Source organism: Agrobacterium burrii, assembly GCF_017313405.1.
GTDB lineage: Bacteria > Pseudomonadota > Alphaproteobacteria > Rhizobiales > Rhizobiaceae > Agrobacterium > Agrobacterium burrii.
The window spans coordinates 71,578-93,006 of the sequence record NZ_JAFLNA010000005.1; the positions used below are offsets into that span (position 1 = coordinate 71,578).

The 21,429-nt window shown below is 59.7% G+C and carries 16 protein-coding genes; 7 read left to right on the forward strand and 9 right to left on the reverse strand.

Translation table 11 applies throughout. The annotated features are described in order from the left end of the window. From JZX89_RS11160 to deoA, 4 genes are read left to right on the forward strand one after another with little or no spacing between them, the layout of a single operon-like run. On the forward strand, window positions 1-405 hold the full coding sequence (locus JZX89_RS11160) for a cytidine deaminase (protein ID WP_149898223.1): 405 nt from the start codon (window positions 1-3) through the stop codon (window positions 403-405). After that, the gene (locus JZX89_RS11165; RefSeq protein ID WP_149898224.1) at window positions 405-1,205 is read left to right on the forward strand and encodes a purine-nucleoside phosphorylase; all 801 of its coding nucleotides are present in this window, start codon (window positions 405-407) and stop codon (window positions 1,203-1,205) included. The genes JZX89_RS11160 and JZX89_RS11165 overlap by 1 nt, the downstream gene beginning before the upstream one ends. A 2-nt stretch (window positions 1,206-1,207) precedes the next feature. Beyond that, the gene (gene deoC / locus JZX89_RS11170) at window positions 1,208-1,981 is read left to right on the forward strand and encodes a deoxyribose-phosphate aldolase (RefSeq protein ID WP_207134076.1); all 774 of its coding nucleotides are present in this window, start codon (window positions 1,208-1,210) and stop codon (window positions 1,979-1,981) included. Beyond that, a complete protein-coding gene (deoA, locus tag JZX89_RS11175; protein WP_207134077.1) occupies window positions 1,978-3,294 on the forward strand; it encodes a thymidine phosphorylase in 1,317 nt (438 codons plus the stop codon). Before deoC ends, deoA begins: the two co-directional genes overlap by 4 nt. On the opposite strand, the gene JZX89_RS11180 is transcribed toward deoA, so the two are convergent. The 9 genes from JZX89_RS11180 to cyoA form a co-directional block, all read right to left on the reverse strand. After that, entirely contained in the window at window positions 3,287-3,808 is a 522-nt protein-coding gene (locus tag JZX89_RS11180) for a TIGR02281 family clan AA aspartic protease (protein WP_207134078.1), read from the reverse strand. The genes deoA and JZX89_RS11180 overlap by 8 nt on opposite strands. 134 nt (window positions 3,809-3,942) lie before the next feature. Further along, window positions 3,943-4,572, reverse strand: coding sequence for a uracil phosphoribosyltransferase (gene upp, locus JZX89_RS11185; RefSeq protein ID WP_004439188.1), 630 nt, complete (start codon window positions 4,570-4,572; stop codon window positions 3,943-3,945). Between the two features lie 97 nt (window positions 4,573-4,669). Then, window positions 4,670-5,647, reverse strand: coding sequence for an adenosine deaminase (locus JZX89_RS11190; protein ID WP_207134079.1), 978 nt, complete (start codon window positions 5,645-5,647; stop codon window positions 4,670-4,672). Further along, entirely contained in the window at window positions 5,644-6,864 is a 1,221-nt protein-coding gene (locus JZX89_RS11195) for a phosphopentomutase (protein ID WP_207134080.1), read from the reverse strand. The genes JZX89_RS11190 and JZX89_RS11195 overlap by 4 nt, the downstream gene beginning before the upstream one ends. A 113-nt stretch (window positions 6,865-6,977) precedes the next feature. After that, window positions 6,978-7,739 carry an SURF1 family protein gene (locus JZX89_RS11200; protein WP_207134081.1) on the reverse strand — a complete coding sequence of 254 codons (762 nt, stop codon included), beginning with the start codon at window positions 7,737-7,739 and terminating at the stop codon, window positions 6,978-6,980. Window positions 7,740-7,912: 173 nt separating this feature from the next. Next, window positions 7,913-8,308 carry a cytochrome o ubiquinol oxidase subunit IV gene (gene cyoD, locus JZX89_RS11205; protein ID WP_149898231.1) on the reverse strand — a complete coding sequence of 132 codons (396 nt, stop codon included), beginning with the start codon at window positions 8,306-8,308 and terminating at the stop codon, window positions 7,913-7,915. Next, window positions 8,308-8,934, reverse strand: coding sequence for a cytochrome o ubiquinol oxidase subunit III (gene cyoC, locus JZX89_RS11210; protein ID WP_142840769.1), 627 nt, complete (start codon window positions 8,932-8,934; stop codon window positions 8,308-8,310). The genes cyoD and cyoC overlap by 1 nt, the downstream gene beginning before the upstream one ends. Before the next feature lie 5 nt (window positions 8,935-8,939). Next, window positions 8,940-10,943 (reverse strand): cytochrome o ubiquinol oxidase subunit I, encoded by a 2,004-nt coding sequence (gene cyoB, locus JZX89_RS11215; RefSeq protein WP_207134082.1) that lies wholly within the window; start codon window positions 10,941-10,943, stop codon window positions 8,940-8,942. A gap of 74 nt (window positions 10,944-11,017) precedes the next feature. Then, a complete protein-coding gene (cyoA, locus tag JZX89_RS11220) occupies window positions 11,018-12,091 on the reverse strand; it encodes a ubiquinol oxidase subunit II (RefSeq protein ID WP_174374055.1) in 1,074 nt (357 codons plus the stop codon). A gap of 306 nt (window positions 12,092-12,397) precedes the next feature. Here cyoA and JZX89_RS11225 point away from each other — a divergent pair, with 306 nt between their 5' ends. The 3 genes from JZX89_RS11225 (at window position 12,398) to JZX89_RS11235 (ending at window position 21,401) form a co-directional block, all read left to right on the forward strand. Then, window positions 12,398-13,726 (forward strand): MFS transporter, encoded by a 1,329-nt coding sequence (locus tag JZX89_RS11225; RefSeq protein WP_153515306.1) that lies wholly within the window; start codon window positions 12,398-12,400, stop codon window positions 13,724-13,726. Window positions 13,727-14,133: 407 nt separating this feature from the next. Beyond that, on the forward strand, window positions 14,134-19,638 hold the full coding sequence (locus JZX89_RS11230) for a glutamate synthase-related protein (RefSeq protein ID WP_207134083.1): 5,505 nt from the start codon (window positions 14,134-14,136) through the stop codon (window positions 19,636-19,638). Continuing rightward, window positions 19,635-21,401 (forward strand): diflavin oxidoreductase, encoded by a 1,767-nt coding sequence (locus JZX89_RS11235; RefSeq protein ID WP_207134084.1) that lies wholly within the window; start codon window positions 19,635-19,637, stop codon window positions 21,399-21,401. The genes JZX89_RS11230 and JZX89_RS11235 overlap by 4 nt, the downstream gene beginning before the upstream one ends. Window positions 21,402-21,429 lie beyond the last annotated feature (28 nt).

The window sequence follows — 21,429 nt, forward strand, 5'->3', positions numbered from 1 at the left end:
ATGTCTTCTGACCCCAAGTCCCACGAATTGTTCGAGGCTGCGGTGGAGGCCATGGCCTTCGCTTATGCGCCCTATTCGAAATTTCCGGTCGGCGCGGCGATCCGCGCCGAAGATGGAAAAATCTACAAGGGTGCCAATATCGAGAATATCTCCTTCCCACAGGGCTGGTGCGCGGAACCATCAGCCATCAGCGCCATGATCATGGGCGGGGCGAAAAAGATCAGCGAAGTCGCCGTCATCGCCGAAAAGCTGCCGCTCTGCTCGCCCTGTGGCGGCTGCCGCCAGAAGATCGCCGAATTCGCCACGCCGGAGACGAAGATCTATCTTTGCGACGAAACCGGCGTCCAGAAGGTCATGACCATGGAAGAGCTGTTGCCCTCTGTCTTCAAGACCGAGCTGCCCTGATGACGGATGGTTTGATCGATATTCTGGTGGAGCGCCTGAACGGCCTGATGCCGCGCGTCGCCATCGTTCTCGGCTCCGGCCTTGGGTCGCTTGTGGAAGAGGTGAGCGACCCCGTCCGCGTGCCCTATGCCGATCTTCCCGGGTTTCCCGCCGGTGGCGTTTCCGGCCATGCTGGAGAACTGGTCGCCGGTTATCTCGGTGGCGAGCCGGTCATGATGCTGTCCGGTCGGGTGCATTTCTACGAAAAGGGCGATGCGGCGGCGATGCGTCCGGTCATCGAGGCACTCGCCGGTCTCGGCGTGCAGTCGCTCATCCTCACCAATTCGGCAGGGTCGGTGAGGCAGGATATGCCGCCCGGCTCCGTCATGCAGATCACTGACCATATCAATTATTCCGGCATGAACCCGCTGATTGGCGAGGAAAGCGACCGCCGCTTCGTCGGCATGACCACGGCCTACGATCCGGACCTGATGCTGGCCATGCGCAATGCCGCGATCCGGGCGACGGTGCCTTTGTTCGGCGGTGTCTATATGTGGTTTTCCGGCCCGAGCTTCGAAACGCCGGCGGAAATTCGCATGGCGCGGCTTCTCGGTGCGGATGCCGTCGGCATGTCCACCGTGCCGGAAGTCATCCTCGCCCGCTTTTTCGGGATGCGCGTTGCCGCCGCATCGGTTATTACCAATTACGGTGCCGGCATGACTGGCGCGGAACTGAGCCATGAAGAAACCAAGGACATGGCTCCCGTGGGCGGCAAGCGACTTGCCGCTATTCTGAAGGAAATGATCGCAGGAGGAGCGTGACCATGGAACTCCAGCGTCCGCGCGAAGCGGCTGCCCTCACTCTGTCTTTGCTGGACTTGACCAATCTTAGGGAAGACTGCACGCCGCAGCAGATTGCCGCTTTGTGCCAGCGGGCGCATACGGACTATGGCAACACGGCCGCGATCTGCATCTGGCCGCGTTTCGTGGCGCAGGCGCGTGCGGCTTTCGGAAAAGAGCATGTGATCCGCATCGCTACCGTCGTCAATTTTCCCTCGGGCGATCTTGATGTGGGGACTGTAGTGGCGGAAACCGAAGCCGCGATCCGCGACGGTGCGGACGAAATCGATCTGGTCATTCCCTATCGCAAATTCATAGCAGGCGATGAAGCGGCAGTTTCCGAGATGGTGGCCGCCGTGCGCAAGGTCTGTGTCGCACCCGTGCTGCTCAAGGTCATTTTGGAAACCGGTGAGCTGAAGGACAAGGCCCTTATCCGCCGCGCATCCGAACTCGCCATTGCCGAAGGGGCTGATTTCATCAAGACCTCGACGGGCAAGGTCGCTATCAATGCCACGCTGGAGGCTGCCGACATCATGTTGCAGGCGATCCGCGATAGCCGGCAGAAAGTCGGTTTCAAACCTGCCGGCGGCATCGGCACGGTGGAGGATGCGACGCTTTACCTGCGGCTGGCGGAAACCATCATGGCACCCAACTGGGCCATGCCATCAACCTTCCGTTTCGGCGCTTCGGGCGTTCTTGACGATGTGCTCAACGTGCTGGCCGGCGGCGAACCGGCCAAGGCCGCCAGCGGGTATTGAGCTTGATCCCGCAGGAGATCATTCGCCGCAAACGTGATGGCCTGTCTCTGGCGCCTCATGAGATTGCTGCCTTCATCGAAGCGCTGTCGAAAGATGGCATATCGGAAGGGCAGGCGGCCGCCTTTGCCATGGCGGTGTTTTTCCGCGGCATGAACCGCGACGAAATGGTAGCGCTGACGCTCGCCATGCGCGATAGCGGCGATGTCCTCTCATGGAGCGATATTGGCAGGCCGGTGGCGGACAAGCACTCGACCGGTGGTGTTGGTGATAACGTCTCCCTGATGCTCGCGCCGATCGTCGCCGCCTGCGGTCTCGCCGTGCCGATGATTTCCGGCAGGGGTCTCGGCCACACCGGCGGCACGCTAGACAAGCTGGAAGCCATCCCCGGTTACAATGTCATGCCTGACGAGGCTTTGTTCCGCCGGACGGTGAAGGCGGTCGGTTGCGCCATCATCGGCCAGACAGGTGATCTCGCACCCGCCGATAAGCGCCTTTATGCCATTCGCGACGTGACCGCGACCGTCGATTCCATCCCGCTGATCACTGCCTCCATCCTTTCGAAGAAACTTGCGGCGGGGCTTGAGACGCTGGTTCTCGACGTGAAGGTCGGCAACGGTGCTTTCATGCAGAGCGTGGAGGATGCCCGCAATCTGGCCCGTGCGCTGGTCGATGTGGCGAATGGTGCAGGTCTTCCGACGACGGCCCTGATAACCGACATGAACCAGCCGCTTGGTGATGCCGCCGGCAATGCCGTCGAAATCGTCAATTGCCTTGATTTTCTGGCCGGTCGCAAGACCGGAACCCGTCTTGAAAAGGTCGTCCTGTCCTTCGCCGCAGAAATGCTGGTACAGGCTCAAAAGGCTGCCACGCTCGAGGAAGGCGAGGCGCTGGCTGCGGTCGCTCTTTCCTCCGGTCGGGCTATGGAAATCTTTGCGCGGATGGTTTCAGCACTGGGCGGGCCTTCGGATTTCGTTGAGGATCCAACCCGTTATCTGCCGTCCGCGCCGGTCGTTCTCACGGTTCCGGCTGCGCGAAGCGGCTGGCTTGCATCCTGCAATACGCGTGATCTTGGCATGGTTGTCGTCGAGCTTGGTGGGGGAAGGAGAAAGCCGTCGGATATGATCGATCCGGCAGTCGGTATTTCGAACATCCTGCCACTTGGCGTTAAGGTGGAAAAGGGCGAGCCGATTGCCATTGTCCATGCGGCTTCAAAGGAAGAGGCGGAACGTGCCGTCAAAAGCATAGCTGCCTATTTTGAGATCGCTGACAGCGCACCGGAAACCAGCGCGCCGATCCTCGAGCGGATCACCTGACAAGCCGCAATTCGCCGCCCGATACCTTGAAGGACGACAATTGTTTCAGAAAGCTCATGCCGATCAGCATGTTGCTCAACGCATTGTCTTTCAGAACCATGGCATCGACATTTTGAACGCGGATCGGGCCGATTTCCACGCGGTCCAGCTTCACATGCGCCGCCATGGTCTGGCCGTTCGCCGTTGAGATCGCATATTTGAAATCGAGACTGTTGACGCCGAAACCGAGACGCCTCGCGATTGTCTCGTTGATGGCGACCATGGAAGCGCCGGTATCGACAAGCCCGTCGAAAGACTTGCCGTTGATGCGGAAGGCAGCGTTGAAATGGCCGCGGGAATCTGCCTTCAAATTAACGCCGCCCAGCGAAATCGGCTCCGGCTTGGCGGGTTCGGGTGTGGCTTCCGATTTTTCCACGCTGGTTTCGGGGCGCGGCTGAAACTTTTCCACCAGCGCCGGAATCTGCGTGGCGCTGACCGAAAGACCGATAAGCAGAAAAATCGTGCGCACCAGCAAGTCGTTGCTCCTCAAAGCCCAAGGTTATCCTCGGACAGAATAGGCGCAAAACATGCTGAAATCTTAAAAGAAAAAGCCATTCGCCGCGTATCGGGCGGCGAATGGCTCAAACGGTTAAGCGAAGATGAACGGCGTTATTTGGTGCCGTACATGCGGTCGCCGGCGTCACCGAGGCCGGGGACGATATAACCCTTCTCGTTCAGATGTCTGTCGATTGCGGCGGTATAGATCGGCACATCGGGATGCGCTTCACGGAAATTCTTGATGCCTTCCGGCGCTGCCAGCAGACACAGGAAGCGGATGTTCTTTGCGCCGCGTTCCTTCAGCTTTTCGACAGCGGCAATCGAGGAATTGCCGGTCGCCAGCATCGGGTCCACAACGATGACCAGACGGGCGTCGAGACTTTCGGGAGCCTTGAAGTAATATTCGACGGCCTCCAGCGTATCGTGGTCACGATACACACCGACATGGGCAACGCGCGCCGAGGGCACCAGTTCGAGCATGCCTTCCAGAAGGCCGTTGCCAGCGCGCAGGATAGAGGCGAAAACCAGCTTCTTGCCTTCCAGAACCGGAGCCTGAATGGTTTCGAGCGGCGTGTCGATGGTTTCCATCGTCATTTCAAGGTCGCGCGTCACTTCATAGCAGAGCAGCGTCGAAATTTCCCTGAGCAGGCGACGGAAGCCGGCCGTGGACGTTTCCTTCTTGCGCATGATGGTAAGTTTGTGCCGCACCAGCGGATGTTCGATGACTGTGACGCCGTCCATGAAACTGGCCTTCCTTTTTGATCTTGTGCCCCTGTCATTCACCGAAAGTGGGCTTTTCGCAAGCCTTCTTCGCGGTTTTACCCCGCCAACCGCCGCATCAGGCGCGATCCAGTCTCGCAAGCAACCGCTCGCGGGTCGTCTCGTCCACGAAGGCGCTTTCCAGCGCGGTTCGGGTCATGCGGTTGATCTCGGCATCGCTGCAACCGAACGTGTCTGCGGCCAGCTCGTATTCCCGCACAAGCGAGGTGAAGAAGAACGGCGGGTCGTCGGAATTGATGCAGACGCGCACCCCGGCGTCACGCAACGCCTTCAGCGGATGGCTGGCGAAATCCGGATAAACACTGAGCGCGATATTCGACCCGGGGCAGACTTCCAGAACCGTGCCCGTTTCGACAAGCCGGGCCACCAGAGCAGCATCTTCAATGGCGCGCACGCCATGGCCGATGCGGGCCGGTTTGACGAGATCGAGCGCGTCGGTAACGCTTTCCGGCCCGCAGACCTCGCCCGCATGGATGGTGAGCCCGAGGCCCGCATCGCGGGCGATATCGAAGGCACGGGCGTAGTCAGCAACCCGGCCCATGCGCTCTTCGCCCGCCATATTGAAGCCGGTCACCAGCGGATGCCGGGCGCGCGCGGCATATTCCGCCGCCGCGATCACCCGTTCCGGGCCGAAATGCCGTTCGCCGGTAACGAGGATGCGGGTTTCGATGCCGGTCTTTTCCTTCGCGATCCGGATGCCTTCGACGATGCCGGCGAGATAGGCGTCTGCACCCAGCCCGATACGGTCGCCGTGGTCGGGCGAGATGATCAGCTCGCTATAGATCGTGTTGGCTTGCGCCAGTTCGGTCAGATAGGTCTCGGTGAGGATGGCATAGTCCTCATCCGTCTTGAACACCTGCGCTACCGCATCGTAGCACTGGATGAACTCGGCGAAATCCGACCAGACATATTGGCCGTCGCGCAGGAAGCTGCTGGTATCTATGCCGTATTTTTCTGCCTGTTTCGCGACGAGGGCAGGCGGTGCCGCACCTTCGATGTGGCAGTGAATTTCCGCTTTCAGCAAATGCGATGTCAAATGAAGCTCCTGCCGTGTGAACCGGCCTCGATACCAAGATGATGGGCGATGCTTTCGCCGATATCGGCATAGCTTGAACGAATGCCGACATCACGAGAGCGAATGCCCGGCCCGAAAACCATGATCGGCACCCGCTCGCGTGTATGGTCCGTGCCCCGCCAGGTGGGGTCGCAACCATGGTCGGCGGTGAGAATGGCGATGTCTCCCGGCTTCATCTTGCGATGAATTTCCGGAATACGCGCATCGAAAGCCTCAAGCGCGGTCGCATAACCGGCAACGTCACGACGGTGGCCATAAAGCATGTCGAAATCGACAAAATTGGTAAAGACGAGGTCGCCATTTTCCGCCTCGTCTATGGCCTGCAATGTCGCATCCATCAGGGCGGCGTTGCCATTGGCCTTGATGATGCGCGAGACGCCCTGATGCGCATAGATATCGCCGATCTTGCCGATCGCGTGCACTTTGCGCTCCGCCTCCACCAGCCGGTCGAGCAGCGTCGGTTCGGGCGGTGGCACGGAGAAGTCGCGGCGGTTGCCGGTGCGTTCGAAGGAGGCGACTGTCTCGCCGATGAACGGGCGGGCGATGACGCGGCCGATATTCAGCGGATCGAGCAGTTTCCGCACGGTCTCACAGAGCGCGATGAGGCGTTGTAACCCGAAATGGGTTTCATGCGCGGCGATCTGAAACACGGAATCGGAAGAGGTGTAGCAGATTGGTTTGCCGCTCCTGATATGTTCTTCGCCGAACTGCGCGATAATGTCGGTGCCGGAAGCATGGCAATTGCCGAGAATGCCGGGAATATCGGCTTGCTTGCAGATGGCCTCAACCAGTTCCGGGGAAAAGGCGTCGCCCTCCGTGGGGAAATACCCCCAGTCAAAGGTCACAGGCGTACCCGCGATCTCCCAATGACCTGATGGTGTGTCCTTACCTTTTGAAACTTCGCTGGCTGAGCCATGCAGGCCGAAAATACGTTCCGGGGGTTCCATGCCGACGGGAATGTCGCCACTTGCCTGGCGCGCGATCTCCAGAAGGCCAAGCGAGCACATGTTCGGCAGCTTCAGCGGCCCGGATCGAAGCCCCGCCCTGTCGGCAGCACCTGCGGCACAGAACTCGGCGATGTGACCGAGTGTGTTCGCGCCGAGATCGCCATAGTGCTCTGCGTCGGGCGCACCGCCGACACCGAAGGAATCCAGAACGAGAAGAAATGCTCTTGCCATAACTCACCGAAACAAAATGCGCCGACGGGCAATGTCAGGCCGAACTATCGTTATAGATCAGCAAAACGTGAAGAAGGAAGCGCTTTTATGAACCATCCGGTAAAACCTGTGGTTCAATCAGCATCCCGTTTCGATTTCGGTGCGTTGAGGTTGCGCAGCACGTACCAGCCGGCCGCGACCACCATGGCGGCGAGAATATACCAGGTGACGGCATAGGAGAGGTGGCTGTTGGGGAAGGTGAGCATGGTTTTACCACCAACCGGCAGGCCGCCGGGATTGGGCGTGGCATCCGCATCGACGTAAAACGACGCCACGTCAGAGAGGCCGGATGCCTGCGTGATCTGGGGAATATTGCGGGAATACCACCGGCCATTTGCAGGATCGTTGGTTCGAAGGAAAAGCCCGCCGGTTTCCGGCGCGCGCATCAGCCCGACGATCTCGACGTTTCCCGCCGCTTCACCTTCCGGCCGCAAGGACGGATCGCGCCTGTCGGAGGGTACGAAGCCGCGATTGACGATGATGCTTGAGCCGTCGTCCCGCCGTAGCGGGGTCATGACCCAGTAGCCGGGACCGAGATCCGTGACCGTGTAGACCTGAACTTCCTCGTCGTTGAGAAACGTGCCGGACAGTTTCACACGGCGATATTCATAATCGGCGGGATCGGTGAGGGCCGGCCATTCGCCGGCGGCAGGCGCATCGACAGGCTCGGCATGGGCGCGGGCCTCGACACGCTCAATCAGGTCGAGTTTCCAGAAAAGGCGCTGGACCTGCCATGTTCCAAGCGCCAGCAGGCAGCCCGTCAGGACAATGGTCAAAAACAGAACGACGATTGCCGCAGGGCGGATACGCCGGTTTTGGGGTATGATTTCGCTCATGTCATGGTCCTTGCGAAGCGCCTCTGGCAGCGAGATCGTCTGCTCCGGCGGGATGGCACCCGCATGCGCTTCCTCCAGCAAATAACCCCATAAATCGCGCCGGGATTCATGGGGTTATGTGTTGGCGCGGAACGGCCCGCCGGAGGTCCGGCAGGCCGTTGATTTATGGCTGCTCAGGGCAGGTTTTTCACATCTTCGATGTGCAGCGGCATCATGTTCTTGTTCATGTTGTACATGACCCAGAGCGAACCGGAGAGCGTGATCAGCAACACCACAACGGTGAAGATCAGCGCCATGAAGGTCCAGCCGCCTTCTGACTTGGTGTCCATGTGCAGGAAGTAGATCATGTGCACGAAGATCTGGATGACGCCGAGACCCATGATCGCGATGACCAGCAGCGTCTTGTTTTCAAGAACGTCGCCCATGACCAGCCAGAACGGGATCGCTGTCAGAATGACCGACAGGACAAAGCCGATCATGTAGCTTTTGAACGTGCCGTGGCTTGCGCCATCATGGTGATGGTCGTCGTCGCCATGCGCGTCGTGATGTGCGTGTGCTTCGGAACTCATCAAAGAACTCCCATGAGGTAAACGAAGGAGAAGACGCCGATCCAGATGACGTCAAGGAAGTGCCAGAACATCGACAGGCACATCAGGCGGCGCTTGTTTGCCGGGATGAGGCCGTGTTTGCCGACCTGAACCATCAGCGTGACGAGCCAGATGACGCCGAAGGTGACGTGCAGACCGTGCGTGCCGACCAGCGCGAAGAACGCGGACAGGAAGGCCGAACGCTGCGGGCCGGCGCCTTCCGCGATCAGGTGATGGAACTCGTAAATTTCGACCGCGAGGAAGGCGAGGCCGAAGAGGCCGGTAACGCCGAGCCATATCAGCGTCGTCTTCACCTTCTTCTTTTCCATTTCCAGCATGGCAAAGCCATAGGTGATGGAGGAGAAGAGCAGGAAGCCGGTATTGATGGCGACCAGCTTCAGGTCGAACAGGTCCGCACCCGAAGGGCCGGCCGCATAGTTGCGGCCGACAACGGCATAGGTGGCAAACAGCGTCGCGAAGATGAGGCAGTCGCTCATCAGATAAAGCCAGAAACCCAGCGACGTGCCGTTTTCCGGGTGGTGGTCTTCCTTCAGGTAGAAGACCGGTGGTTCAGCGCCGGCGGCGCTTTGTGCAGGTGCATGAGCCATATTCGTTACGCCTGTTCCGCAAGCAGCTTTGTACGCTCAGCCTCGACGGTCGAAACGTCGGAAGCCGGAATGTAGTATTCGCGGTTGTAGTTGAAGGTGTGGGCAATCGAGACTGCGATGATGGCGAGCATCGAAAGAGCCGCAAGCCACCAGATATGCCACACCAGAGCGAAGCCGAGGACGACGCTGATGGCGCTGATGATGACGCCCGTGCCGGTATTCTTCGGCATATGGATAGGGATGTAACCTTCCAGAGGACGGCTGTAACCGCGCTTCTTCATGTCCGCCCAGGCATCCACGTCATGAATGACCGGCGTGAAGGCGAAATTGTAGGCGGGCGGCGGCGATGATGTCGACCATTCCAGCGTGCGGCCATTATAGGGATCGCCGGTCACGTCGCGCAGCTGGTCGCGCTTCAGGTAGCTGACGATGAGCTGAATGACGAAGGAGGCGATGCCGAGCGCGATCAGGAAGGCGCCGAAGGCGGCAATCAGGAACCAGATCTGCAGCGAATTGTCCTCGAACTGGCTGATACGGCGGGTGATGCCCATCAGGCCGAGAATATAGAGCGGCATGAAGGCGAAGTAGAAGCCGATGAACCAGAACCAGAAGGACAGCTTGCCCCAGAACGGATCGAGACGGTAACCGAAGGCCTTCGGGAACCAGTAGACGATACCCGCGAGTACACCGAACACCACGCCACCGATGATGGTGTTGTGGAAGTGGGCGATCAGGAACAGCGAGTTGTGCAGCACGAAATCCGCAGGCGGAACGGCAAGAAGAACGCCGGTCATGCCGCCGATGACGAAGGTGATCATGAAACCGATCGTCCACAGCATCGGAACGTCAAAATTGATACGGCCCTTATACATGGTGAAGAGCCAGTTGAAGATTTTCGCGCCCGTCGGGATCGAGATAATCATCGTGGTGATGCCGAAGAAAGCGTTGACGCTCGCGCCGGAACCCATGGTGAAGAAGTGGTGCAGCCACACGATATAGGCGAGGATGGTGATGACGCCCGTCGCATAAACCATCGAGGCATAACCGAAAAGGCGCTTGCGGGAGAACGTCGCAACGATTTCCGAGAAGACGCCGAATGCCGGCAGCACCAGAATGTAAACTTCGGGATGGCCCCAGATCCAGATGAGGTTGACATACATCATCGGGTTGCCGCCGAGATCGTTGGTGAAGAAATTGGTGCCAACGTAACGGTCGAGGGTGAGAAGCGCGAGCGTGCCGGTCAGGATCGGGAAGGACGCCACGATCAGGATGTTCGAACACAGCGATGTCCAGACGAAGATCGGCAGGCGCATCATGGTCATGCCGGGCGCGCGCATCTTGATGATCGTCACGATCAGGTTGATGCCTGAGAGTGTCGTTCCCACACCGGCGATCTGCAGACCCCAGATGTAATAATCCACCCCGACACCCGGACTGCCATCGATACCGGAAAGCGGCGGATAGGCGAGCCAGCCGGTCTGCGCATATTCACCCACGAACAGCGAGATCATGGTGATGACGGCGCCGGCCGTGGTCATCCAGAAGGAGAAGTTGTTGAGGAAGGGGAACGAAACGTCGCGGGCGCCGATTTGCAGCGGCACAACGAAGTTCATCAGACCCGTGATCATCGGCATGGCCATGAAGAAAATCATGATGACGCCGTGGGCCGTGAAGATCTGGTCGTAGTGGTGCGGCGGAAGATACCCTTCCGATCCGCCCGACGCGATCGCCTGCTGGACACGCATCATGACGGCGTCGGCGAAACCGCGCAGCAACATGATGAGCGCCAGAATGATGTACATGATACCGATCTTCTTATGATCGATGCTCGTGAACCATTCGTTCCAGAGATAACCCCACAGCCGGAAATAGGTGAGGGCGCCGACGACGGCGATGCCGCCCAGAGCCACAGCCGCGAAGGTGGCGACAAGAATGGGCTCGTGAAGCGGGATGGACTCCCATGTCAGCTTCCCGAACAGGAACGACGTTTGATCGGAATTGACGATCATTTTCAGCCTCTTGCGATTCTAAGACGTAAGGTCGGCGCAGCCAGGCCGCGCCGAAGAATGCCGGGACGTATCCGTCAGCCAGCGACTTGTTTCGTTTCAGGCAGCGCCGCAGGTTCGAAAATCTGACCCTTGATGGCAGCCGGAGTGGATTGCGGGCCGCTGGCCATGCCATAAGGCGCAAGCGGCGTGCAGATGACGGAATTCAGCGCCTTGGCGATGTCGATGCCTTCCTTGCCGCCGCCGCCGTTGGCGTCGATATGCATCATGTCGCGCATGCAAAGCTTGTTGGGCTCGACACAGCGGTTGAGGATGGCGCTGTAAAGCTGCGGATCGACCGAGGCGAAATATTGCACCGGCTCACGCTCTGAAGGCTTGGCGAATTCCAGATACTCCTGACGGCCGAAGCCCTTGCCGCCTTCCTTCGCCTTGGCAACCCACTGGTCGAAGCCCTGTTGGCTGAGGCCATGGAACTTGAAGCGCATGTGCGAGAAGCCGGGGCCGGAGAAGTTGGCCGAGAAGCCGTCATAAACGCCTTCCTTGTTGATGACGGCGTGCAGCTTGGTCTGCATGCCGCCCATGGCGTAGATCTGGCCGGCGAGTGCGGGAACGAAGAAGGAGTTCATCGCGGTCGTGCCGGTGATCTTGAAATTGATCGGCACATCGACCGGGGCTGCGAATTCATTGACGCTGCCGATGCCGAGTTCGGGATAGAAGAACAGCCACTTCCAGTCCATGGCCACCACTTCCACCGTGATCGGCTTGATATCGGCGGAAACCTGACGGTTCTCGTCGATGCGCTCCAGCGGACGATAGGGGTCGAGACGGTGGGTGGCAATCCAGGTCACGGTGCCGAGCATCAGGATGATGGCGACCGGGGCCGACCAGATCACCATTTCAAGGCGCGTGGAGTGGTGCCACTCGGGATCGTAATCCTCGGCTTTCGCCGATTCACGGTACTTCCATGCGAAGAACAGCGTCAGGACGATCACCGGGACGATGATCAGCAGCATCAGCACCGTGGACGTGATGATGAGGTCGCGCTGCTGGATGGCGACGTCACCTGAAGGGTTCATCACCACGAGGTTACAGCCGCTGAGCAGCAGCAGTACCGGGATTGCCAGAAGGGCAGACGGGAATTTTTTGATCATGCGCACGTTCTCTGAACTCGTACAGTTTGGATTATGCTGCGATTAATTGCCGAACATCATTTTTTGAATGAGGTATATTGTCGCGGTGCAGCGAAATTTTCGCGATGCACCATGTGCGGGGCAGAGCTGCGTTCGTAGGCGGAGCGGGTGCATTATCGCATAGCGCGCTTGCGGGGCAAGCCTTTCTTATCAAACTTCAATTGACGTTACGGAGGGTGCGTGTGACAATCCGTCGCATCGTAACGCAACGGAAGAGGAGCCTGAGCGTTACAGGGAATGGTTCGTCCATGACGCAGGAGGAATATTATGAGTTATACCAATGCTGCCCCATCTTTTGGGCAGGCGCCAGAAGCGAACAGAAATGGAACAGATCCGGTCAAGGTCGATCCGGATCGCATCACCATTGCGGTCATTCTTGCAAGAATGACGGAGTTTTTCGACTTTTTCATCTATGCCATCGCCTCCGCGCTCGTTTTTCCGCATGTCTTCTTTTCCTTCGTGGATCCGCTGACGGCGACGCTTTATTCCTTTGCGGTGTTTTCTCTGGCCTTTATCGCAAGACCGATCGGCTCGTTGATCTTCCTCCAGATCGACCGCAAGTTCGGCCGCGTCGTCAAGCTGATGGCGGCTCTGTTCACGCTCTGTGGCTCCACGATGGCGATCAGCTTCCTGCCGTCCTATGCGGAAGCCGGCATGCTCGCTCCCGTCCTTCTGGCGGTTTTCCGCATCGGTCAGGGTCTCGGCCTTGGTGGTGCATGGGATGGTCTCGTTTCGCTGCTCGCCATGAACGCCCCGCAGAAGCAGCGCGGCTGGTACGCGATGATGCCGCAGATTGGCGCGGCCATGGGCTTCGGTCTCGCCAGTGCCTTCTTCATCGTTTTCGTCACGCAGCTTTCCAATGCGGAATTCCTCGCTTGGGGCTGGCGTTTCCCCTTCTTCGTGGCGCTGGCGCTCAATGTTCTCGCGCTTTTTGCCCGCCTGCGCATGATCGTCACGCCGGAATTCCAGGCCATGCTGGAACAGCATGAGCTGGAACCGCGCCCGATGTTCAAGATGCTGCGCTCGCAGTTTCCGGTGGTGGTCACGGGTGCCTTCGTGCCGCTTGCAAGCTTTGCGCTCTTCCACCTCGTCACGGTATTCCCGCTGAGCTGGGTCTCCCTCAACACCAATCAGCGCGTTTCGGACTTCCTGTTTGTGCAATTCGTCAGCGCCATCATCGCTGGCGGCATGATTGTCGTGTCTGGCATTCTGGCCGACAGGATCGGCCGGCGGAAGCTTCTGGCCATTGCGGCCGTCCTTATCGGTCTTTTCAGCCTCGTGGCGCCCGTTCTTCTCGGCTCGGGCGATATCGGCCGCTATTTCTTTGTTCTGATCGGCTTCGCGTTGCTTGGCCTCTCCTTCGGTCAGGCGGGCGGCGCACTCGCATCCCGCTTCAGCCGCGAATACCGTTATACCGGCGCGTCGCTCACCTCGGATATTTCCTGGCTGATCGGCGCGGGCTTCGCGCCGCTCGTGGCGCTTGGATTTTCGTCCAAATTCGGACTGATCGCGGTCGGAATTTACCTGATGTCGGGCGCGCTCTGTACGCTGGTCGCCCTGTGGTTCAGCCGGACGCTGGAGATGCCTTCGGAGTGATCTCCGCAATTTAACAATCCCTGCAGCCATCGCGCCGCGGAATCCTGTCGGATTTCGCGGCGTTTTTGTTTTTTTATTGCGCGCGACCGATTTTAATCTTGACTCGGTCCATCATGAAATATTATGTAAGTAATACTGACGTAATTCAGTGTGCCTCATTGCCGGAAATGCCAGCCACCAGGGAACGCGATGCGAACGACGACGATCATTATTTGCGAAAAAGCGGCCACTGCCGCCACGCCGTTTGACGGCCGCAAAACGACCGTTCGCGCCATTAAACGCCGATAGCCAAAAAAAGAGGAGCAGCCAGGTCGCCTGCGGCTCCGCCCGCAGAGTGCCGGCTGACGCGCCGGGTTTCGGGAAAAGAGGGTGATGACGCGCAAAATGCGCAACGAGAGGAGAGTGCCTTGAGTGTGACGGAGCAAAAATTCGGCCTTTACGATGCAGCTTTTGAAAAAAGCAGCTGTGGCGTCGGTTTCATCACCCACAAGGACGGCGTGCAGACGCATGATGTGCTCAAACGTGGTCATGAAGCGCTCTGTGCCGTGCCGCATCGCGGCGGCATGTCGGCGGAAGGTGTGGGTGATGGTGCAGGCGTGTCGCTGGACCTGTCGCTCTCCTTTTTCCGCGAACTGACTGATAACGATGCCCTGCAGGCCGGCCGCTTCGGCGTCGGCAATTTTTTTCTGCCGCAGAACCCGGCTTTCCACGGTGAGGCGGTCAGCATCATCGGCAGCGCTTTCAAGGAGCAGGGCTTTTCGGTCCTGCTGGTCCGCGACGTACCGGTGAATGACGCGGCCATCCGCCCTGCTGCCATTCCCTATCAATTGCCGATCCGCCAATGGGTGTTTTCAGCCCCGGTGGAATGCGCAACCCTTGCCGAGTTCGACTGGCGCATCCACAAGGCGCTGCTCGCCATCGAAGCGCTGGCCTATACCGTGCCGGAGCTTGCGGGTTTTTACCCGCTGTCGCTCAGCGCGCGCACGCAGGTTCTGAAAGGCCGTCTGAACGCCCAGGAGGTCATGCCCTATTTCTGCGACCTGACCGACCCGCGTCATGAAGTGCATACAATGTATTTCCACACGCGGTTCTCTACCAATACCGATCCGCACCCTTCCATGGCGCAGCCCTTCCGCCTGATGGCGCATAATGGCGAACTCAACACCGACAAGAAGAACCGATTGTCTGAAGCGGCCGTGGCGCTGGCGAAGAATGCCAGCATCGTCAGGCCCAAGGGCCAGTCGGATAGCTGCCGTCTGGACCAGACATTGCAGGCGCGTGTGATGGAGGATGGTCTTGACCTCGTGACCGCCGTGGTCTCGATGATGCCGCCGGCCTGGGAAAATGACGACACGCTGTCGCCGGAGGTCAAGGCGATGCTGGAATATTTCTCGCTCTATGAGGAAAAGAACGACGGCCCGGCCGCGCTGATCTTCGGCGACGGCAGCATCATCGGCGCGCGTCTCGATCGCCTCGGCCTGCGCCCGCTGCGCACCGTCGAGACGGAAGAGTATCTCTGTGTCATGTCTGAGGCCGGGCAGATCGCCTTTCCGGCTGAAAGCGTCATCCGCCGTGGTCGTATCGAGGCCGGCGGCATGCTTTATTACGACCACGCCGAACGTCGCGCCTTTTCCACCGTCGAGGCGCTGGAGCTTCTGGCGTCGCGGCGGGACTATTCGTCGCTGCTATCTGAAGCGCGCGTGATGCTTGGCGATCTGCCGGAGGTGCCCGCCGACAAACAGGGCTCACCGCTTCGCTACAATGGCGATCTGGAACGACATCAGCGTTATGTCGCCTATTCGCACAATCAGGAAAGCTTCAAGTTCCTGATGGATCCGATGCTGGCCTCCGGTGCGGAAAAAATCTCGGCCATGGGTTACGGCAATGCCATCAATGCGCTTTCCGATCAGGAAGGCGGGGTCGCCAAATATTTCTCGCAACGTTTCGCACAGGTCACCAATCCGCCGCTCGACAGCATTCGTGAGGCCGATGGTATGACGCTACGCGTTGCTCTCGGTGCAAAGCCGAACAGCGGTGCGGCCAAGGCCCGCCAGATCGTCGTACGGTCCCCGATCCTCACCCACCTCGATATGCTGCGCCTTCGCGAACAGCCCGAGACGCCGGTTCGCCGGTTCGAGATGCTCTACACGCCGGTCTTTGATGCACCGGACGCCAATGAAGCGGCCTTGCGGCAGGCGATAGACGGCCTCTGCGACGAGGTTTCGGCTTTCGGGGCGGAAGAAGGCGGCATTGCCGTCATCACCGACCGCCACGTTTCGGCAAGCCGCGCCGCTCTGCCGATGATCATGGTCGTTTCCGCCATCAACCAGCGGCTGATCGAGGAAGGTCTGCGACTGCGCGTGTCCCTGATCGTCGAAAGCGGGCAGTTTTCCTCCTCGCATCACATCGCGGCAGGCCTCGGTTTTGGTGCTTCGGCTGTCTATCCGCTCGGCGTGCAATTCCGTGCAGAGGAGAAATTCGGCGCCGATGCCGACAAGGCGTTTAAGCGTTTCGCCAAGGCGGCTGAAAAGTCGCTGATGAAGACCATGGGCAAGGTGGGCCTGTGCACCGCGGAAAGTTATATCGGCGGCGAGTTCTTCGAGCCGAACTTCCTCGATACCAGCGATTCGGTGCTGAACCGTTATTTCCCGAATGTGAAAACGCCGGTCGGCGGCGTCAACTTCGCCGTCATCGCACAGGCGGTGGCCGACTGGCATCGCAAGGCGCTGTTGGTGAAGGGTGAAAACGACATTCCGCTGCTCGGTCTCTTCAAGGAGCGCGCCGAAGGTGCCGGCCATTCCTATGGCACGACGGCCGTTCGCGGCTTCGTTGATATGACCGAGGAAAAGATCGCTTTTGACAAGGGAACCGAAAACGAGGAGGCGCTGCGCCTCCTGCCGCTCAACCGGCTGGAGGATGCCTTCGGGCTCAACGATGCTGCCTATTATCACAACAGCTTCGACCGGCTGACCGCGGAGGCGATCGATAAATTCGAGGTCACGCCCGGTTACCGCGCCTTCGCCCGCATGATGGTGGAAGAACGGGCGCGCCGCCCCGCCGCCCTGCGCGATGTTCTGGAACTGCCGGCCGATGTGACCTTTGCCGGTTCGGCCGAAGAATTCCGCCGGGAAATGGGCCGTTTTTCCAGGCACGGCAATAACAGCTTCATGGTGCGCGGATTGCGCTGCGAAGAGGCGGGCGACGGCTCGTTCCGGCTGCAGCTGACCGGCCCGCACGGTCATGAACTTGCCCGCCTCGCCGCACTCTGCCAGTCGCTGCTCGACCGCTTCGGTGGTGATATCCCGGGCCATTGGCTGGAAGGCGGCGCGCTGCTGGTTCAGGCGCAGGGTGAGGCATTCGCCTATCTGTCGCTGATGCGCACCGCACCGGACAGCATTCCGCTTGATGCCGTTCAAAAGGCAAGCGAGATCACCAAGACGCTGGCATCGGGCGCAATGAGCCATGGCGCGCTGGTCGCTGCCGCCCATGAGGCGGTTGCGCACGGCACCAACATGGTCGGCGGCATGTCCAATTCGGGCGAGGGCGGCGAGCATATTTCCCGTTACGGCACCATCCGTGCCTCGCGCATCAAGCAATTCGCCTCCGGCCGTTTCGGTGTCTGGGCCGGGTATCTTGCCGATCCGATGCTGGAAGAAATCGAGATCAAGATCGGCCAGGGCGCAAAGCCGGGCGAGGGCGGGCAATTGCCGTCTCCCAAGGTGACGGTGGAAATTGCGGCGGCACGCGGCGGCACGCCGGGCGTCGAGTTGGTCTCACCGCCACCTCATCACGATACCTATTCGATCGAGGATCTGGCCCAGCTTATCCATGATGCCAAGGCGGCGCGGGTGCGCGTCATCGTCAAGCTCGTCTCCTCGGAAGGCATCGGCACGATTGCGGTTGGTGTCGCCAAGGCGGGTGCGGATGTCATCAACGTCGCCGGCAATACCGGCGGCACCGGTGCCGCAGCCGTCACCAGCCTAAAATATACCGGCCGCGCAGCGGAAATCGGCATTGCCGAGGTGCATCAGGCGCTCTGCGCCACCGGCCTTCGCGCCAAGGTGCTGCTGCGTTGCTCCGGCGCACACCAGACGGCAAGCGACGTGGTGAAATCAGCCCTTCTCGGCGGCGACAGCTTCGAATTCGGCACCACGGCGCTGATGATGCTGAAATGCGTCATGGCGAAGAATTGCAACATCAAATGCCCGGCCGGTCTCACCACCAATCAGGAAGCCTTCAACGGCGATCCGCGCGCTCTGGCGCAATACCTCATGAACATCGCCCATGAAACGCGCGAGATATTGGCCGGGCTTGGGGTCGCCTCGCTGCGGGAAGCGCGGGGCCGTTCCGATCTTCTTCACCTCCTCGATCATCCGGCGAGCGTCGGCCAGCTTGACCTGCGTGCAATGCTTACCGTGGTCGAAGAGGTGAAGATCGACAGCCCGGTCTATATGGAAAAGGACTTCGCGCTGGACGATGCCTTCATCGATCTCGTGCGTTCGGCTCTGGTCGATAGCCGCCGCGAGAACATCGAGCTTGGCGGCAATCGTTTCCTCAACAATTGCAACAAGAGCGTCGGCGGTCAGCTTGCCGTCGATATCGAACGCATGTTGAACCACGAGCTTTCCGACGAGCAGCTGGATGCGCTTCCGGCTGTGAAGCGCGATGCGCGTGGTCGCCGGTTCCTGGAGGCGGGTTCGGTGCGCATCGATACATCAGGCTCCGCCGGACAGTCCTTCGGCGCTTTCTGCAATGACGGCATGGTTATGGTCCATACCGGCACCTGCAATGATGGCGTCGGCAAAAGCGCCTGCGGCGGCACCATCGTCGTGCGCTCGCCCGGCGGCGGCTCGCAAGAGGCTGGCGGCAATGTATTGGTCGGCAATTTCGCGCTGTTCGGCGCAACCGGCGGCCGCACCTTTGTAGAAGGGCAGGCGGGTGACCGTTTTGCCGTGCGTAACTCCGGTGCAACCGCCGTGGTCGAAGGTGTGGGCGATTTCGCCTGCGAATACATGACCAACGGCGCGGTTCTCAACCTCGGCAGTTTCGGCAAGGGGTTCGGCAACGGCATGAGCGGCGGCTTCGTTTATCAGTACGATCCCTATGGCGATCTGCCGAAGAAGGTCAGCCACGATTCCATCCTGCTCGGCTCGATCACCGGTGAAGATGAACAGGCAGCGATCCACAATCTGGCCGTTCACCAGCTTCTGACCTGGCATGTCGCGGAAACCGGCTCGGCCAAGGCCGCATGGCTTCTGGAAAACTGGGAGAGCGAAAAGCATAATTTCGTCTACGGCATGCCGCGCGCTTTGCTGCTTTATCAGGACAGCGACGAAATTCTGAAGGCCAAGCCCCGCAAGGAACTGCTGGAGGAATTGGCCTATGCGCTTGCCGCCCATCAACTGCGCAAGTTCAAGCTCGCCTATCGCGACCGCAAGGCCGTGTTGAACGGAACGGTGCCGGGTCACAGTGAGACCGACACGCAAGACATGTATGCGCTCATCAACAATTACACAGTGTTGAGCATGGCGCAGACCATCGCCCTGCAACGGCTGCCGATGGCATCCGGCCCCTCTGATTCGGCAGTAGAAAAAGCCGTGCGCAATCTCATCCTCACGGAAGATTATGCGCTGATGCAGCGGCTGCTGAAATATGCCCGCGAGGCGCTTTCCGACCACAGTGATGAACAGCTTGCGGTGGTGATCGCCGCCAAGCGGCTCGATGATTACAAGCAGGCGCTGGCGCGCCGGAATATCTGGTCGGTGGACAGCCCCGGCACCTATGGCTGGATCATTCAGCAGAACCGCAAAAACATTGAGAAGATCGGCCGCCTGCCGGGCTTTGAGGAGCTTTTCGCCGCTCGCGCCATTCCAGACCTTGCCACCGCATCCAGCCAGAACAGGGCAGCATGATGAAGATACCTTACATTCCACAGGATGCGCCCTTTAATGGCGACCAGCGCGTCTGGCTCGCCGGCTTTTTGGCCGGGCTCCACTCCCGCACGGCCATGGGTCTGGAGACATCGGTGGCCGCTGCTACCCCCAAAGCGGCGGCCAGCGTGCTGAACATCCTTGTCGGCACTCAAACCGGCAATGCCGAGGCCTTGGCGATGGATATCGCCGCCGCCGCTCGTGTGCAGGCAATGCAGCCCGTTGTAACGGCGCTGGACGACGTTTCCATGGATAGTCTCAGCTCCATGAAGCGCGTCATCGTCGTCACATCGACCTATGGTGAAGGCGAGATGCCGGATAATGCCCAGCTGTTCTGGGAGGCGCTTGCCACTGACGCCGCGCCGCGTCTCGACGAGATGAATTTCGCTGTTCTTGCGCTCGGCGATACCGGTTATGACGGCTTCTGCCAGGCGGGCAAGCTCATCGATACGCGTTTCGAGCAACTCGGCGGCAGGCGCATGAAGACGCGTATCGATTGCGATATCGATTTTGAGGATGCTGCCGCCGCCTGGATCGGCGAGACGCTGCCGCTTGCCCTCGCCATCGGTGGGGACAATGCAGCCATTGCCACGCCTGTAGTCGCCGAGCCGCCCGCGCGGGCAAAACAGGGCTGGGGTCGCAAGAATCCCTATTTGTCACGGGTGAGCGTCAATCGCCTTCTTTCCAGCCCGGCCTCGTCCAAGGAGATTCGCCACTACGAATTCGATCTTGGGGCAAGCGGCCTCGACTATGAGGCCGGTGACGCCCTTGGTGTCGTCCCTCTAAACGACCCAAAACTGGTCGGCGCTCTGCTCGAATGCTTTGGAGCGAGTGCGGATGGCGAGGTCGCCGGGCTCGACCGGCCGATCGGCGATGCACTTCTGAACATGTTCGAGATATCGACGCCTTCGCGTGAGTTGGTGGCCGAAATCGGCAAGCGTGCGGGACATGACGAGTTGAGCCATATCCTTGCCAATGGAGACAGGGAGCAGCTTGCCGCCTTTCTCTGGAGCAAGGACATTCTCGACCTGCTCAATCTCGGCGGAAAACCCGTATTCGACATCGCCGAATTCGTGACCTTCCTGAAGCCGCTGCAGCATCGCGCTTACTCCATCTCATCCAGCCCGCTGGTCGCGGAAAACAGCGTTCATCTGACGATCGCCAGCGTGCGTTATCGTGCCGAGGGCCGCGAGCGTGGTGGCGTATGCTCCACCTATCTGGCGGACCGGGTGGAGGCGGGTCGGAATGCCGGTATTTTCGTTTCACCCAACAAGGCGTTTCGTGTACCGCAGGACAATGATGCACCTGCTATCATGGTGGGACCGGGCACCGGCATCGCACCTTTCCGGGCATTCTTGCAGGAACGGCAGGCAAGGGGTGCTGCCGGCAAGAACTGGCTGTTTTTCGGCGATCAGCACCGGCAGTCGGATTTCATCTACGAAAGCGAGCTTGGTGAAATGAGCCGTGATGGCGTGCTGACGCGCCTCGATCTCGCTTTTTCGCGGGATCAGGCAGAGAAAATCTATGTCCAGACCCGCATGCGGCAGAATGGCAAGGCGCTTTATCAATGGCTTGAAGAGGGCGGCTATTTCTACGTCTGCGGTGATGCGACCCGCATGGCGAAGGATGTCGATGACGTCCTGCATCAGATTGTCGCCGACGAAGCCGGCATTTCTGCCGAAGCGGCAGCCGATTATGTGAACCGCCTGAAGCGCGAAAAGCGTTATCTGCGTGACGTTTATTAGAAACGGATTATGCGGGTGGTCACCCTTG